At 68.6% G+C, this 16550-nt stretch carries 15 protein-coding genes; 2 read left to right on the top strand and 13 right to left on the bottom strand.

What is annotated here, in order from left to right; genetic code table 11:
- Positions 1–572: 572 nt before the first annotated feature.
- Together WJ12_RS36635 and WJ12_RS35030 are read left to right on the top strand one after the other, a co-directional pair.
- Complete coding sequence (locus WJ12_RS36635) at positions 573–890, top strand: hypothetical protein (protein ID WP_059562502.1); 318 nt, start codon at positions 573–575, stop codon at positions 888–890.
- A gap of 33 nt (positions 891–923) precedes the next feature.
- Complete coding sequence (locus WJ12_RS35030) at positions 924–1178, top strand: hypothetical protein (protein ID WP_082744792.1); 255 nt, start codon at positions 924–926, stop codon at positions 1176–1178.
- Here the strand turns inward: WJ12_RS35030 and WJ12_RS19880 are convergent.
- The 13 genes from WJ12_RS19880 to WJ12_RS19820 form a co-directional block, all read right to left on the bottom strand.
- Positions 1082–2434 carry a TRAP transporter large permease gene (locus WJ12_RS19880; protein ID WP_034191857.1) on the bottom strand — a complete coding sequence of 451 codons (1353 nt, stop codon included), beginning with the start codon at positions 2432–2434 and terminating at the stop codon, positions 1082–1084. The genes WJ12_RS35030 and WJ12_RS19880 overlap by 97 nt on opposite strands.
- Positions 2435–2438: 4 nt before the next feature.
- Positions 2439–3011 carry a TRAP transporter small permease gene (locus WJ12_RS19875; RefSeq protein ID WP_059562500.1) on the bottom strand — a complete coding sequence of 191 codons (573 nt, stop codon included), beginning with the start codon at positions 3009–3011 and terminating at the stop codon, positions 2439–2441.
- Positions 3008–3994 carry a TRAP transporter substrate-binding protein gene (locus WJ12_RS19870; RefSeq protein ID WP_034191859.1) on the bottom strand — a complete coding sequence of 329 codons (987 nt, stop codon included), beginning with the start codon at positions 3992–3994 and terminating at the stop codon, positions 3008–3010. The genes WJ12_RS19875 and WJ12_RS19870 overlap by 4 nt, the downstream gene beginning before the upstream one ends.
- Before the next feature lie 549 nt (positions 3995–4543).
- Positions 4544–5731: a M20 aminoacylase family protein gene (locus tag WJ12_RS19865; RefSeq protein ID WP_034191860.1), complete on the bottom strand. Its 1188-nt coding sequence runs from the start codon at positions 5729–5731 to the stop codon at positions 4544–4546.
- Between the two features lie 67 nt (positions 5732–5798).
- Positions 5799–7256, bottom strand: a complete 1458-nt coding sequence (locus WJ12_RS19860; RefSeq protein WP_059562497.1) for an aldehyde dehydrogenase family protein — start codon at positions 7254–7256, stop codon at positions 5799–5801.
- Positions 7253–8530: an NAD(P)/FAD-dependent oxidoreductase gene (locus tag WJ12_RS19855; RefSeq protein ID WP_034191862.1), complete on the bottom strand. Its 1278-nt coding sequence runs from the start codon at positions 8528–8530 to the stop codon at positions 7253–7255. The genes WJ12_RS19860 and WJ12_RS19855 overlap by 4 nt, the downstream gene beginning before the upstream one ends.
- Positions 8531–8623: 93 nt before the next feature.
- Positions 8624–9949 carry an NAD(P)/FAD-dependent oxidoreductase gene (locus WJ12_RS19850; RefSeq protein ID WP_027791938.1) on the bottom strand — a complete coding sequence of 442 codons (1326 nt, stop codon included), beginning with the start codon at positions 9947–9949 and terminating at the stop codon, positions 8624–8626.
- Positions 9950–9951: 2 nt separating this feature from the next.
- Complete coding sequence (locus WJ12_RS19845) at positions 9952–10686, bottom strand: cupin domain-containing protein (protein WP_059562494.1); 735 nt, start codon at positions 10684–10686, stop codon at positions 9952–9954.
- A 118-nt stretch (positions 10687–10804) separates the two neighbouring features.
- Positions 10805–11236 (bottom strand): helix-turn-helix domain-containing protein, encoded by a 432-nt coding sequence (locus WJ12_RS19840; protein ID WP_027791940.1) that lies wholly within the window; start codon positions 11234–11236, stop codon positions 10805–10807.
- Between the two features lie 24 nt (positions 11237–11260).
- Entirely contained in the window at positions 11261–12538 is a 1278-nt protein-coding gene (locus WJ12_RS19835) for an NAD(P)/FAD-dependent oxidoreductase (RefSeq protein ID WP_034192031.1), read from the bottom strand.
- Positions 12539–12734: 196 nt separating this feature from the next.
- Positions 12735–14609: an ABC transporter ATP-binding protein gene (locus WJ12_RS19830; RefSeq protein WP_034191864.1), complete on the bottom strand. Its 1875-nt coding sequence runs from the start codon at positions 14607–14609 to the stop codon at positions 12735–12737.
- Positions 14609–15565: an ABC transporter permease gene (locus tag WJ12_RS19825; RefSeq protein ID WP_034191865.1), complete on the bottom strand. Its 957-nt coding sequence runs from the start codon at positions 15563–15565 to the stop codon at positions 14609–14611. Before WJ12_RS19825 ends, WJ12_RS19830 begins: the two co-directional genes overlap by 1 nt.
- 30 nt (positions 15566–15595) lie before the next feature.
- Positions 15596–16549 carry an ABC transporter permease gene (locus WJ12_RS19820; protein WP_034191866.1) on the bottom strand — a complete coding sequence of 318 codons (954 nt, stop codon included), beginning with the start codon at positions 16547–16549 and terminating at the stop codon, positions 15596–15598.
- Position 16550 lies beyond the last annotated feature (1 nt).

Here is a 16550-nt window from a genome sequence, read left to right as displayed (position 1 = left end):
ATGGCGCGTTCTTCGCGACCGGCATCTTCGTGATGGCGTTGACGGCGATCGGCCTCGACTCGACGACCACCGCGATCGCGTCGCTGCGCGAACGCAATACGTTCAAGCTGTACGTGTGCTTACCCGTCTCGCGCGGATGGCGATGATCGCGCTGCAGGCGCTCGTGCTCGTGACGGTCGCGCGCAGTCGCTCACGGCCGCCGAACTCGCGTGCAACGTCACCGACTACCCACTGCCGTTCTTCAGCGACCTGACGATCCCGATGCACGACGCGTCGCCACGCTGTTTCGACGAAGGAAAGACACCAATGACATCGAGCAATCCCATAACCGGCTACCTGCTGCACGCAAGCAACCTCCTGCCCGCGATCGTGCTCCTGTTCCACGACCGGCTCCGCCCCGAACAGCCGGACCTGCTCGGGACGCACGCGTTCCTGATCGGCGGCATGCTCGCGCTCGTGCACGGCGCCTGGCCGATCCGTCGCGCGAAACGCAACAGCATCGCGATCGGCATCGACCTGTTCTTCGTGATCGGCGCGGTGCTGGCGCTGGTGTCGCCGGCAGGTAGCCGTCTGTGGGGCGACTGTGGAGCGAGGAACTCGGGCTGGCCGCGACGCCCGTCCGCGTGCTGGTGGTCGGCATCATGCGTACCGCGTGGCCGGACGGCGGTTTCATCGACGGCACGTTCGTCGACCATGCGCGTGCACGTTCGCTGTCGCTCGTGCTGCTCGCCGTCACGGCCGTCGCGCTCGCGGTGTCGATCACGATGCGGCACAGCCCGCTGTGGGGCGGCGTCGGGCCGGTCAATATCGCGTACGCGCAGCGGCAGCTTGCCGCCGCCGTCCGGCACGCCGTCGACCCGCCGGGCCTGATCGGACGGGTCCGCTACTGACACGCCGGTTCGCGGCGCCACGGAGAATGTCGCATGACGTTTCGACAGCCGCGCGGCCCGGGCACCGCGTCCGAACCGGACGCCGATCCCCGGCTTGCCGGCATCCGGGCCACGCTGTCCGATTCGGGGGCGGTCGTGAACGTGCGCGGCGTGGCTGACGTGATCACGCTGCCGCCGCGCGATCGCGCGCGTCAGAACACCGCGTGCCCGCTGATCAGGCTCGGCAGCCAGGTCGAGAAAAACGGCATGTACGTGACGATGTTGATCGCACTGAAGATCGCGAGGTAGTACGGCCACGCCATCTTCGTGGTCTCGCCGATCGACACGTTGCCGATCGCGCAGCCGACGAACTGCACCGACCCGATCGGCGGATGCACGAGGCCGAGCGAGCAGTTCAGCAGCAGCATGATCCCGAACTGCACCGGCCCGACGCCGCACGCCATCGCGATCGGCAGGAACAGCGGCGTCGTGATCAGGATGTGCGCGGCCATGTCGACGAACGTGCCGAGAAACACCTGGATGATGTTGATGTACAGCAGCATCAGCCACGGCGCGGCGGTCGACTGCTTCAGCAGCCCTTCGATCGCATCCGGAATCTCCAGGTACGACATCTGGAAGCGCAGCATGTTGGACACCGCGATCAGCAGCAGCACGACACCCGTCGTGCGCGCCGCATGTGACAGCGCGCGGCGCAGCTTCGCGGCCGTCAGCGTGCGGTAGACGAGCGCGGTCAGCACGAGCGAATACACGACGGCGATCGCGGCCGCTTCGGTCGCGGTGGCGATGCCCTTCGCGACGCACACGAGGATGATCGCGATCACCATCAGGCCGGGCACCGCGCCGACGAAGCTGCGCAGCACCGCATACCAGCCGGGAAACGCGGGCAGCGCGGACGAGCCGTCCTCGCGGCGCGGGTAGCCGTGACGCACGGCCTGCCAGTACGCGGCGGCGAGCACGAAGCCCATCACCCACAGCACCGGCAGCAGCCCCGAGAACAGCAGGTCGCCGATCGACACGCCGCTCACCGGCTGGCCGTGCAGCATGCCGGTGATGCCCTGCGCGGCGAACGCGTAGATGATCATGTTGGTCGACGTCGGCATCAGCGCGCCGGCGAGCGACGCGTGCGTCGTCACGTTGACCGCGTACGCGGCGCTGTAGCCTTCGCGCTTCATCAGCGGAATCACCACGCCGCCCATCGCGGACGTATCGGCGGTCGGCGAGCCCGACACGCCGCCGAACAGCGTGCACGCGACGACGTTCGCCATCCCGAGGCCGCCGCGGAAATGGCCGACGGTCGCCTGCGCGAAGCGCAGGATCCGGTCCGCGATGCCGCCGTGCAGCATCAGTTCGCCCGAGAAGATGAAGAACGGCACCGCGAGGAACGAGAACGCGTTCATCCCCGAGATCATCGCCTGCATCGCGGTCGCGATCGGCAGGCCTTCGACCATGTAGGTCAGCACGCAGGCTATCCCGAGCGCGAACGACACGGGCACGCCGAGGACGAGAAAAATCAGAAAACTGACGGACAGGATCGCGAGTTCCATGGCGTTATTGTCCCGACGAAGAACGACGAAGCGCGAGCAGGTGCTCGAGCGAGAAGAGGATGATCGCAACCGCCGCGGGCATCGCGATCAGGTAGCGCACGCCTTCGGGCAGCCCGATGATCGGGATGCGGTCGCCCATCGTCTCGGCGGCCATGCTGCCGCAGCCGACCATGATCATCACCGCGAACGCCATCAGGCTCAGGTGCTGGATCCCGATGACCACGTTGCGCGCCTTCGGCGACAGCCGGCGCACGAGCGAATCGAGGCCGATATGGCCGCCGTCGCGCACCTTCATCGCCGCGCCGAACATCGCGATCACGATCACGAGCAGCAGCGCGATCGGCTCGACGAAATCCGGCGCGTTCTCGAACACGTAGCGCATCACGACCGCGTAGAACACCAGCACCGTGAGCACCGCGAGGCACGCCGACGCGATCACGGCCAGCACGCGGAACAGCACGTCGTTCACGCAGCGCAGGAGTGGCGCGGCATGCGGCCGCGCCGGCCCGGCGCCGTCCGGGGCCGAGGCCGACGAGCCGCCGGCCGCGGCGCCGTTCAGGGAAGTGCGACGCGTCACTTGGTGGCCTCGATCTCGTCGACGATCTGCTTCATCTGCGGCGTCTTTTCATACTTCGTCCACAGCGGCTGCATCGCCTTCACGAACGCCGCGCGGTCGATCTGCGCGGCCGGCAGGATCTTCGCGCCGCCCTTCGTCACCATCTGCTGCGCGGAGGCCTCGCGCGCGGTCCACAGCTTCTGGTAGTACGGCACCGAATCGGCCGCCGCCTTCCGGATCGCCGCCTGCTCCTGCGGCGACAGCGTGTCCCAGATCTTCTTCGAGAACACCAGCACTTCCGGCGTCATCGCGTGCTGCGTCTCCGAGTAATCGGGCGCCACTTCGTAGTGCTTGGTTTCCTCGTACGACGGCAGGTTGTTTTCCGCCGCGTCGACGAGGCCCGTCTTCAGGCCCGTGTACACCTCGGCGAACGGCATCGGCGTCGGCGTGCCGCCCATCGCCTTGATCTCGTCGACCATCAGGTCGGACGGTTGCACGCGCACCTTCAGCCCCTTCATGTCGGCCGGCGTGCGCACCGGGCGCTTCGCGTAGATCGAGCGCGCGCCGCTCTCGTAGAACGTCAGCGCGATCATCCCCTTCGCGCTGAACGCATCGAGGATCTTCTGGCCGGCCGGGCCGTACATCGCCTTGCGGAAATGGTCGACATCGCGGAACAGGAACGGAAACGACGGGATCAGCGATTCCGGCACGATCTCGTTGAACGACGCGCCGTTCACCCGCGCCATGTCGATCGCGCCGATCCGCACCTGGTCGACCGTGTCCTTCTCCGAGCCCAGCGCGCTGTTGCCGAACACCTTGATCGAATCCTTCCCACCCGTCGCCTTCGACAGTTCGTCGCCCATGAACTTCACGGCCATGTTGGTCGGGAAGTTGTCGCCGTGCACGTCCGCCGAGCGGAACACGCGCGCCTGCGCGGACATCGCGAAGCCGGCCATCAATGCGACGGCCAGGACGGTACGGGAGCCGGTGAATCGGTGCTTCATGGTGAGTCTCCTTGATGGTCGATCGTTGTTGTGCGGCGATCCGTCGGCAGGCACATGCGTCGGCGAGACGCTCCGCTGAACCGCAGAGTCATACGTCGTATGACGTGTCGAGCGAATGTACGTCGGTTAACCGTTTAACTCACTTGGTGCATACCCCTATGACCGTTACCATCAAGGGTTTTTGGCGTGAATCGGGGAATCGTTTCCTCTGTTTTTGCGCGTTTTTGGCGAAACGTTTTCCGGAAACGGGGCGGGATTCGGATCGAACAGGGGCGGGGCGATTTCCTGACGGCCAATCGCCTTCTTTCGTAGTGCCCCGTCTTGTTATAGGATGACTGACCACGGTGCGACCACGTCGACGCACTTTGCCGACCAAGTCCGAGCGTGCTCGGCCGGCTTGCCGCCTTGCCCGCGACGGCGGCGGCACTCAGCGCGTGCGGCGGCGGCGATTCGAGCGCCCGCCGCGCGCCAACCGGGCGTCAATGCCCGGTTGGCGAATACCCCTTCAACGTGATCGGGCTGTCGACTGCCTCGACCCCGCGCCTGCCGTCACGGCGAGCGCCTGAAATAATGCTGCGCCAGCGCGACCCAATAGCGGACGCCCGCCGGAATGATGTCGTCGTTGAAGTCGTATTTCGGGTGATGCAGCGACGGGGCATCCGTTCCGGCCGGCGCATTGCCGATCAGCACGTAAGCGCCGGGCCGCTCTTCCAGCATGAAGCCGAAGTCTTCGGACGTCATGTTCGGCGGCACGTCGCGCAACAGGCGGTCATCGCCGAACGTGTCGCGAACGACCGTTTCGCACAGCGCCGTCTCGGCCGGCGTGTTGACGGTCGCCGGATAGTACTGGAAGAACTCGACATCGACCTGCGCGCCATGCGCGGCGGCCAGCCCTTCGCATACGAGCCGGACGTCGCGCTGCAGCCGTTGCTGCAATTCGGACGACAGCGTGCGAATCGTCCCGCGCAGCTCCGCGCTGTCCGGAATGACGTTGTCCGTCGTGCCCGCCTGGAACATGCAGACGGAAATGACGGCCGGATCGACCGGATCCTTGTGCCGCGCGGCGATGGTCTGGCACTGCAGCACCATCGCGCACGCGAGCGGCACCGGATCGATGCCCAGGTGCGGTTGAGCCGCGTGCGCGCCCTTGCCGGTGACCGTGATCCGGAAACGGGAACCCGCGGCCATGATCGGGCCGGTGCGCATCCCGAAATGCCCGGCCGGCAGGCCGGGCCAGTTGTGCATGCCGAATACGGCTTCCGTCGGGTAGCGATCGAACAGCCCGTCGTCGATCATCTTGCGCGCGCCCGCACCGCCCTCTTCCCCGGGCTGAAACACGAAATGCACGGCGCCCGGCAGCTGCGGCAAGTCCTTCAGGATGCGCGCGGCGCCGAGCAGCATGACGGTATGGCCGTCGTGCCCGCACGCATGCATGATTCCGTGCGTGCACGACGCATGCGCGAAGTCGTTCGCTTCGTGAATCGGCAATGCATCCAGATCCGCGCGCAGCACGATGCCGCGGCGCGGGTCCGCGCCGGGCAGGCTCGCGACGACGCCCGTGCCGCCGAGCCCGCGCGACACCGCGTAGCCGAGCGCCTCGAGCTCGCGGGCGACGACGTCGGCCGTCCGGTGTTCCTCGAATCGCAGTTCGGGGTGCGCATGCAGATCGCGGCGCAATGTCGCCCAGTGCGCGTGATGCAGGTCCAGCGACGTGTCGGGGATGACGATGTTTTCCAAGTCGGCACCTCTGCCAGGCAAACCGGTTCAAATCGGGACCGCCGCCGCATCGCGTGCGGCGACAGCTTCAGTCGTCGAATCCGAGGATCGACTTGATTTCCATATATTCCTCCATCCCTTCGATCCCGTACTCGCGGCCGTTGCCCGACTGCTTGTATCCGCCGAACGGCGCCTGCGGATCCCACGCCGGGTAGTTCAGGTGTACCTGGCCGGCCCGGATGCGCGCGGCCACCGCGCGCGCCTGCGCCTTGTCGGTGCCCTGCACATGCGCGCCCAGCCCGTAGACCGTGTCGTTCGCAATGGCGATCGCCTCGTCCACGGTATCGTAGGGAAGAATCGCGAGCACCGGACCGAAGATCTCCTGCTGCGCGATCGTCATGTCGGTGCGGACGTCGGAGAAAATCGTCGGCCGCGCATAAAAGCCCTTGTCGAACCCTTCCGGCCGGCCGGGACCGCCGGCGATCAGCTTCGCCCGTTCGTCGAGGCCCGCGTCGATCATCTGCGCGACCCGGCCGAATTGCGCGCGATTGGCAAGCGGGCCGTGCGTCGTCGTCTCCGCGAACGGATCGCCGACCACCAGTTTCTGCGCGGCCGCGAGAGCCAGCGCCTCGACCGTGCCGAGCAGGTTGCGCGGCACGATCATGCGGGTCGGCGCGCTGCACGACTGACCCATGTTCCGGAACGCGGCGGCCACGCCGGGCGCAATGGCCCGCTGCAGGTCCGCATCCGGCAAGACGATGTTCGGCGACTTGCCGCCCAGCTCCTGCGCGACGCGCTTGACGGTCGGCGCCGCCGCCTGCGCCACCAGCACGCCGGCACGCGTCGAGCCGGTGATCGACACCATGTCGACTTCCGGGTGCGAAGACAGCGCGGCGCCCACCACCGCGCCGTCGCCGCTCACCAGGTTGAATACGCCCGCGGGCACGCCCGCATCGGCGATCACTTCCGCGAACAGCAGCGCGCTGAGCGGCGACAGCTCGCTGGGTTTCAGCACGACCGTACAGCCGGCCGCGAGCGCCGGGCCGACCTTCGCCGTGATCTGGTAGATCGGCCAGTTCCACGGCGTGATCAGCGCGCACACGCCGATCGGCTCGCGCACGATCGCGGTCGTTCCCCGCCGCGAGACGAACGGATAACGCGCGAGATTGTCGCGCGCGACGCGGATATGCTCGGCCGCGAGCGGCACGTGCGCGGCGCGCGCATAGCTGATCGGCGCGCCCATTTCCGTGGCCAGCGCCGCGGCGAACAGCTCCGCGCGCTCCAGCATCAACGCATGCACGCGATCGAGCAGCGCGGCGCGCGCCTGCGGCGACGTGGCCGCCCACGGTTCGAAGGCTCTGCGCGCGGCGCTGACGGCCCGGTCGGCGTCGCGCGCGTTGCCGAGCGGGATCTCGCACAGTCCGTCTTCGGTGGACGGGCTGACGACCACGAACCGGTCGCCGCCGTCGGGCACGACCCAGTCGCCGTCGATGAAGAGGCGATCGAGCCTTCCGTTTTGCATCAGGTGAACAACAGGAGAATTCATTGCAGCGTGTCCTTGAGTCGATACCAGGCACCGACGAACGGCAGGAACCAGGGTTTGCCGAAGTGCCCGGGAATGGCCGGCCAGTCGAAGTCTTTCCAGGGGTTGAGATCCGCGCGCCCGTCCATGATCTCCGCCATCAGCGTGCCCATCAGCGTGGCCATGTGCGTGCCGTGGCCGCTATAGCCCATCGCGTAGTACACGCCGTCGCGCTCGCCCGCGCGCGGTAGTCGGTTGGCGGTCATGTCGACCATCCCGCCCCAACAGTAGTCGATGCGTACGCCGGCCAGTTCGGGAAACACGGCGGCCAGCTGCCGCCGCAGGATCGCCCCGCTCTTTTCGTCCGAACGCGGGTTCGACGCGGCGAACCGCGCGCGACCGCCGAACAGCATCCGGTTGTCGGGCGTGACGCGAAAGAAGTTGACGAAGTTCTTCGTGTCGGTGACCATCCGGCGCGTCGGCAACAGCCGGTCGAGCAGGTCGTCCGGCAACGGCTCGGTGACGATGATGAACGCACCGACCGGCACGATCCTGCGGCGAATCCAGCCGAACGGGCCGACCTGCGAAATGCCGCTCGCGAGCAGCACCTGGCGCGCACGGATCTCGCCGAGCGGCGTACGTGCCGCGTAAGCGCCGCCCGCTTGCCGCTTCAGCCCGAGCACCGGCGCATGCTCGAGGACGTGCGCGCCGCGCGCTTGCGCGGCGCGTGCCAGGCCGCGCACGTAACGGCCGACGTGCATCCCGGCACTCTTGCCGAACAGCAGGCCGCCGTGATAACGGTCCGAGCCGATCTCGTCACGCAGCTCGGCTTTCGTCACCATGCGCGTGTCGGGATCCACGCTCGCCGCGAGCAGTGCCTGACTTCGCGCGAGCTTGTCGTAATGCTCAGGTTTCGCCGCGAGCTTGAGCTTGCCGCGGCGCACGAAATCGCAATCGATCGACTCCTCCCTGACCAGCCGCTCGACCGTGTCGACGCCTGCGTCGAACGCGCGATAGAGCCGATTGGCCAGTTCCGTGCCGATGCGCTGCGACAGCGCCGCGTAATCCTGCGCGAAGCCGTTGTTGCACATACCGCCGTTGCGTCCCGATGCCGCCTGCCCGACGGTGCCCGCCTCGCAGACGATCACGCGCGCCCCTTTCCTGGCCAGCGCCAGTGCGGCCGCCGAGCCGGTGATCCCGCCGCCCACCACCAGCACGTCGCAACTGCCGTCGCGCAACGCCGGCGAGTTGCTCGCGAATGGCTCCGACGTATCGAGCCAGTAGGAACCGAAACGCATCCGTCACTCCCAGGTGGCCGCGCCGGACGGTCAGGCCGGCGAAGGTTCGCCGCGCCGGTCCGGCCGCTCGCGTGCGAGCGTCGCGGCCTTGCATCAGAAATCGGCGACCTTGCCCCATGCGGAATCGCTGAACCGGGCCGGCTGGTACGGCACCGGATCGACCAGCGGCGGCGCGCCCGTCGCAAGATCCGCGATCAGGTGCCCGGCGCCCGGCCCGATCCCGAAGCCGTGGCCGGAAAAGCCCGCCGCGAGGATCAGCCCCGGCACGCCCGGCACTTCGCCGATGCCCGGCACGCCGTCCGGCGTGCTGTCGACGAACCCGGCCCACGCGTGCGTGATCTTCGCGTCGCGAAGTTCGGGCATCAGTTCGACGGCGCGGCGGTAGGTTTCGTGGACCGTCGACATGTCCGGCTTCGGATCCAGGATGCGGACCGCCTCCATCGGCGTCGGTGCATCGAGGCGCCAGCGCTTCAGCGTTTCATGACCGCCGCGCAGCCCTTCGAGCCCGCCCGGCAGCAGATTGCGCCAGCGCTTCGCGAACATCGGCACGAATTGCGGCGCGAATCGCAGGAACTGCGGCGTCAGGTCCACCCGAGCGCGGCCGCTGATCGCCAGCGCGTAGCGTCCGTCGCTGCGGCGCGTCACGGACACGCCGGACGTGTACATCGCATCCGGCAGCGGATGCTCGACCGGCGACACGCTCAGGATCGACTGACGGATCGACGCCTGCGGAAAGCGGATGCCGAGCTGGCGGCAGAACGACGACGCCCAGGCGCCGCCCGCGAGCACGACGGTCTTGGTCTTGATCACGCCGGACTCCGTGACGACGGCGCTCACGCGTCCGCCCTCGCGTTCGATGCCGCGCGCCGCGCAGTACTGGTGGACACTGCCGCCGAGCTTCATCAGCGCGGCGGCGACGGCCGGCGCGGCCTTTTCCGGGTCGGCCGTGCCGTCGGTCGGCGAAAACACGCCGCCTTTCCACGGCCGCCCGGTCGCGTGCCCGCGCTCGGTGGCCTGCTTGCCGTCGAGCATGTACGTCGCCACGCCCGCCGTCTTCGCGAACTCGCCCCAGCTGGCCCAGCGGGCCAGCTCGGCCTCGTCATTGCTCAGGTACAACAGGCCGCAGCGATGAAAGCCCGTGTCCTCGCCCGATTCAATCGCGAATCGTTCCCACAGGTCGATGCTCTTGCTTGCCATCGGCAACTCGCGCGCATCGCGGTTCTGCTGCCGGCACCAGCCCCAGTTGCGGCTCGACTGCTCGGCGCCGATGCGCCCCTTCTCGACGAGCGCGACCGATACGCCGCGCCGGGCCAGATAGTAGGCGGTGAAGACGCCGATGATGCCGCCGCCGATCACGACGACATCGGCCGAAGCCGGCAGCGTGGCCGGGGTTTCGATATGGCGTAGCGGAGGAGTCATGCTCAGGCTCGCTCGGTGGATGCGTTGACGGTCTGCACGACGTAGAACTTCGCCACGCGTTCGCTGCTTTCCCACCCGATCGGCGTGCCTTGCGGCACGAACAGCGCATCGCCGGCGCCGAGCGACAGCACGCTGCCGTCCGGCGCGGCGAACCGTACGTCGCCGTCCAGCAGGAACATGAATTCGTTCACGCGATGCGGCCGGACGATCCGGTGATAGGGCGTCGAATCCCACGTGCCCGCGCAGTACGCGGCGCCGTCGTCGACGAACACGTTGTCGCTGCGGCACTGCGGCGCCGGGCCGAGCAGCACCTCCGCCGGCAGCGTGGCCGACGGCTTGAAGTCGGCATCGGCTCGCAGCGCGAACACGCCGCGCCGGGTCGGTGCCGCGCACGCGGCGGCGCAGAACGTGAACAGCACGCGCGATGCCGCGGTCACGCGCAGCGCCGTGCCGCCGCCGATCACGGCCCCGTCTCCCGGGCCCAGCACCAGCGGCACGGCGCCGGCCGCTTCGAGCGTCAGCTCGCCCTCGATGATCGCGATGGTTTCAATGTGCGGAAAGCTCGCCACGTCGAGTTCGCCGGCGAACGCGACACGTCCGGCGGCCATCGCGTCGGGACCTTCCCACGCGATCTCCCGGGCTTGCGCGAAAGGATCGTTCGCGCCGAACGCCTGCTGGCGAAATACGGTTGACGAAGGCGCGCCATCGGCGCGGTGCAACACGAAAACTGCGGTCATATCTGCTCCTGTGCGGCGCGCGGCGGTGCGGTTGAACGCCGCCGCGCGATATCGGAAATCGTCGTTCGCCGGCTCTGCCGCCGGACCTCCCCGGCATGCGAACCGTGCGTGTGTGCGCCTACGCCGCGTGACACGACGCTTCGCGGCGCTCTGCATGCCTGCGCGTCGAAGACGTGCGCGCCGTCGCACCGCCTGCCCGCGCGACCACGTAATCGCGCGGCGTGATCCCGAGCACCCGCCGGAAATGCCGGCACAGATGGCTCTGATCGAAGAAACCGACGTCGGTCGCGACGACCGACGGCGCCAGACCGGCGCGCAACAGGTCCTGCGCACGGCGTACCCGCACCAGGCACAGATACCGGTGCGGCGACAAGCCGGTTTCGCTGCGAAAGCGCGCGGTGAAACGCGACACGCTCAATCCGGCCACCGCCGCGAGCGTGTCGAGGTTCAGCGGCTGCGCGAACGATGCATCGATCGCGCGCAGCACGTCGCCGATCGCCGGCGAGACGGGCCGCGCGACACGAGACGAGCCAACGAGTTGCACTGTCATGTCGTATCCTCCCGGGCGCTCGCTTCAGTGCAGGAAATCCTGCATCCGGTAATACGCGCCGACGAGCGGCAGGAACCACGCGTGCCCGAAATGGCCCGGTATCGCCGGCCATTCGAGCTCGCGCCACGGGTTCGACGCGGCTGCGCCATACAGCACGTCGGCCATCACGCGGCCCATGTGCACCGACATCTGCACGCCGTGGCCGCTGTAGCCCATCGAGTAATAGAGCCCGTCGTGCTGGCCCGCGCGCGGCAGCCGGTCGGCGGTGATGTCGACGAGGCCGCCCCAGCAGTAGTCGAGCCGCACGTCGGCCAGTTCCGGGAAGTAGCCGGCCATGCCGGCGCGCAGGACGTCGCCGCTTTTCGTATCCGAGCGCGGGCTCGACATCGCGAAACGCGCGCGGCCGCCGAACAGCAGCCGATTGTCGGGCGTCACGCGGAAGTAGTTGCCGATCTGGCGCGACGTCACGTACGCGCGGCGATGCGGGAACAGCCGGTTCAGTTGCGCGTCGGCCAGCGGCTCGGTGACGACGATGAAGCTGCCGACCGGCGCGATGCGCCGCCGGAACCACGCGAACGGGCCGTGCTGCGATGCGCCGGTCGCGACCAGCACGCGATCGGCGACGATCGTGCCGCGGGTGCTGGTGATCGAGTGACGCTCGCCGTCGAGCCGGTCGAGCTGCGTGACGGCCGCCTGCTCGTACACGCGTGCGCCGGCACGCACGGCCGCTTGCGCGAGGCCGACGCCGAACTTGCCCATGTGCATCTGCGCGCCGTTGCGCTGCAGGAGCCCGCCGTAGAAACCGTCGGATGCGATTTCATCGCGGATCCGCGACGGCTCGATCAGCTCGATGTCGGGATCGACGTCGCGGCGCAACGCATCGAAGGTCTTTTCGAGCCCGGCGAAGTGCTGCGGCTTCGCGGCGAGCTTCAGCTTGCCCGCGCGCCGGAAATCGCAATCGATCGCCTGTTCGGTCACGATGGTCTCGACGCTCTTCACCGCGCTTTCGTACGCGAGATAAAACTGCTTCGCCTGCGTGGCGCCAATGCGCGCGGCCAGCGACGCGTAGTCCTGCGCGACGCCCGTATTGCACTGGCCGCCGTTGCGGCCGGACGCCTCGCCGGCCACCTGCGCGGCTTCGAGCACGACCACCGACACGCCGCGCTGCGCGAGCGCGAGCGCCGCCGACAAGCCGGTGAAACCGCCGCCGATCACGACGACGTCGGCCCGCCCTTCGACGGGACCAACGCTTCCGGCACGAAACGCGGGGCGGGTATCCAGCCAGTACGATTCCAGTTTCATTGGATCCTTCTTGTGCATGCCGGCAATGTCGATCGGCGAACGTTCAATGAGAATCATTTAATCACCGTCAAAAACCGCAGTTGCCGCGTATTCGCGCGCGGCACGCGTGCAAATTGCCGTTTTGCGCGACCGCCGCAGCAGACTATGCGGCGGGCCGTCCACCGCACCGCGCGATGAACGGTTCGCGCGCCTCGCACTACAGCTGTACCGGGGCGACGCCAGCGGAAATCGGCTCCGCCTGGAAGCGCGCGAGATCTTCCTCGCTGCGATGGCACAGCACCTGCGCGCCGTTCCCGAGCGTGCGCAGCGACGGGGCCGTGCGGTTGCACACGCCGTCCACACGCATCGCGCAGCGCGACAGGAACGGACACAGCTCGGCCTCGTTCTCGCGCTCGCCGATCGGCACCAGCGGCCGGTGGCAACGCTCGGCCGCATCGTCGAGCCAGCCCGCGCGCAACTCCGGCGCGGACGACACCAGCAAGTGCGAATACGGGTGATAAGGCGGCGCGCACAGCGCGTCGCGGCTGCCCGTCTCCACGCGGCGGCCCGCATACAGCACGACGATGTCGTCGCTGATCGCGCGCACCTTCGCGATGTCGTGCGTGATGAACACGTACGACACGCCGAGCTTCGCCTGCAGGTCGCGCAGCAGCTCGATGATCGCGGCGCCGACCACGGTATCGAGCGCCGACGTGACCTCGTCGCACAGGATCAGGTCGGGCTCGGCCGCGAGCGCGCGCGCGAGGTTCACGCGCTGCTTCTGGCCGCCCGACAGCTCGCCGGTACGCCGCGAGGCCACCGCCGGCGGTAGCCGCACGAGTTCGAGCAGCTCCGCGACGCGCTGCCGCGCACGCGCGCCCTTGATGCCGTGATAGAACGCGAGCGGCCGTGCGAGCGTGCGCTCGACGGTATGCACCGGGTTGAGCGCGGTATCGGCGTTCTGGAACACGATTTGCACGCGGCGGTGCTGCTCCTTGGTGCGCTTGACGATATCGAGCGCGAGCGGCTCGCCGTCGAGCAGGATCTTGCCGCCCGTCGCCGGCACGAGGCCCGCGATCACCTTCGCGAGCGTGGTCTTGCCGGAGCCCGATTCGCCGATCACGCCGACCGTCTGGCCGCGCCCGATGCGCAGGTCGACTTCGTGCAGGATCACCTTCGCGGGCCACCCTTTGGCGGTACGGCCGCCGTAGCCGGCGATCGCGCCGCGCACGTCGAGCAGCGGCGTCGGCGCGGCCGGCTCCGGTGCTTGCCCCTGCGCGTCGCGTTCGGCATCGTTCGGCGTGACCGCCGCGATCAGGCTCTGCGTGTACGGGTGCGTCGGCGCATGCAGGATCTGTTCGGTGTCGCCCGCCTCGCGGATCACACCGTCGCTCAGCACGACGATCCGGTCGGCCATCTGCGCGACCACGGCCAGGTCGTGGGACACGTACACCGCGCTCATCCCGTAGCGCCGGATCACGCTCTTGAACGCCTGCAGCACGTCGATCTGCGTGGTCACGTCGAGCGCGGTGGTCGGCTCGTCGAGGATCACCAGCTCCGGATCCGTGATCAGCGCCATCGCGGCCATCAGCCGCTGCAGTTGACCGCCCGATACCTGGTGCGGATAGCGCTTGCCGATCGTCTCCGGCTCCGGCAGCGCGAGCGCGCGAAACAGCTCGATCGCCTTCGCCTGCGCGTCGCGCTTCGTCATCGTCTTGTGGATCAGCGCGCTCTCGATCACCTGGTCGAGAATCGTGCGCGACGGGTTGAACGCGGCGGCCGCGCTCTGCGCGATATACGCGACCTTGCGGCCGCGCAGCGCGGTCAGCGCCGCTGCGGAAAGCGTGCACACGTCGGTGCCGTCGAGCTTCACCGAGCCGCCGGCGATCCGGCATCCGGCGCGCGCATGGCCCATCAGCGACAGCGCGATCGTCGTCTTGCCGGAGCCCGATTCGCCGATCAGCGCGAGCACCTCGCCGCGCGCGATGTCGAAGTCGACACCGTGGACGATTGTCGTTTCCTCGCCGCCCGGCCGGCCGCCGACCACGCGCAGCCCGCGCACCTCGACGAGCGGGTTCGATTCGTGTCGCATCAGTGTCCTCCGGCGGCGCCGGCCGCGCCCTTGCGGCGGCCGCGATGCGGCAGGCCGTCGATCATCAGGTTGACGCCCACCGTCAGGATCGCGATCGCGACCGCGGGCACGATCGCGACGGCCGAGCCGTCGCCGAGGCTCGCGATGTTCTCGCGCACGAGCGAGCCGAGGTCCGCGTACGGCGGTTGCACGCCGAGCCCGAGAAAGCTCAGGCCGCTCAGCAGCAGCACGACGAACGTGAAGCGCAGCCCGGTGTCCGCCAGCATCGGGTGGATCATGTTCGGCAGCATCTCGACGCACGCGATGTACAGCGCGCTTTCGCCGCGTGCGCGCGCGACCTGCACGAATTCCAGCGTGCTGATGTTGACGGCGAGCGCGCGCGCGATCCGGTACGAGCCGGGCATGTAGCTGACCGCGGCGGTAAGGACCAGCAGCGGCAGCGACGAGCCGAACGCGGCGACGAACATCAGCGCGAACATCTTCGACGGAATCGACGTGAGCGCGTCGAGCAGCCGGCTCATCGTCTCGTCGACCGCGCGGCCCGACACGGTCGCGAGCAACCCGAGCGTCGTGCCGGTCACGGCGGCGAGCAGCACCGCGGCCAGCGCGAGCAGCACGGTCAGCCGCGCGCCGTACAGGATCCGGCTCAGCATGTCGCGGCCGAGGAAGTCGGAGCCGAACGGCAGCTTCGCGCTGAACGGCGCGAACACGTCCGGCGTGACGATCGCGCCGACGTCGTGCGGCGCGAGCAGCGGCGCGAACACGGCGATGAACAGCATCAGGCCGACCATCGCCAGACCGACGCGGCCGCCGGTCGTCAAGGCGATGCGCGCGGTGCGGCGCTTGCGCGGCTGGTCGGGGGCAGGCGCGGCCGGCGGCATGCTGCCCCGCCCCAGGGGCGGGTCGTCGGATGGCGGCAGCGGGCTGCTGCGTTGTACGGGTTCGATCGGTTGCATGGGCGGCATCTCGGAAGGAAGACGAAACACTCAGGTGCGCAGTCGCGGGTTCGACACGATCGAGCACAGGTCGGCGAACAGCACGAGCGTCAGGTAAGCGACGCAGAAGATCAGCGTGCACGCCTGGACCAACGGGAAATCGCGGTTGCTGACGGCGTCGACCATCAGGCTCGCGAGGCCCGGATAGTTGAAGATCGTCTCGACGACGATCACGCCGCCGAGCAGATACGACAGGCTCAGCGCGATTGCATTGGCGATCGGGCCGATCGCGTTCGGCAGCGCATGGCGCAGCACGACGCGCGCGGGGCTTGCGCCCTTCAACGTGGCCATCTCGACGTACGACGCGCTCAGTTGCTCGATCACCGCGGCGCGCGTCATGCGCGCCATCTGCGCGATCACGACCGCGCACAGCGTCAACACCGGCATCGCATACGCACGCAGGAAATCGTGCAGGCTCTCGATCGGGCCGCTGTACGACAGCGCGGACAGCCAGTGCAGCTTCACCGCGAACACGAGCACGGCGACCGTCGCGATCAGGAATTCCGGCGTCGCGACGAGCGACAGCGTGCCGAGGCTGATCACGCGGTCGACCACCGTCTCGCGCTTGACCGCCGCGAGGATGCCGAGCAGCAGCGCGATCGGCACCGACACGGCGGTCGTGATCGCCGCAAGCGCGAGCGACTTCGGCAGGCGGCCGCCGATCAGCTCCGACACCGGCATGTCGCCGGACAGCGACCGGCCGAAATCGCCGTGCAACAGCCCGGCGAGCCAGTGCACGTAACGGACGTGCGCCGGCATGTCGAGACCGAACTGCTGGCGCAGCGCGGCGACCGTTTCCGGCGTCGCCGACTGGCCGAGCGCGGCCTGCGCGGCGTCGCCCGGCAGCAGGTTCGTGATCGTGAAGATGATCGCGGACACGATCAGCAGCGTCAGCGCGGTGACCGCGATGCGCCGGCCGATCAGCCCGATGAGAATTCGGTTCATG

This window comes from Burkholderia seminalis (assembly GCF_001718535.1).
Lineage (GTDB): Bacteria > Pseudomonadota > Gammaproteobacteria > Burkholderiales > Burkholderiaceae > Burkholderia > Burkholderia seminalis.
The sequence above is the reverse complement of the archived record's forward strand: the minus strand, read 5'-3'. Positions and strand labels throughout refer to the sequence as shown.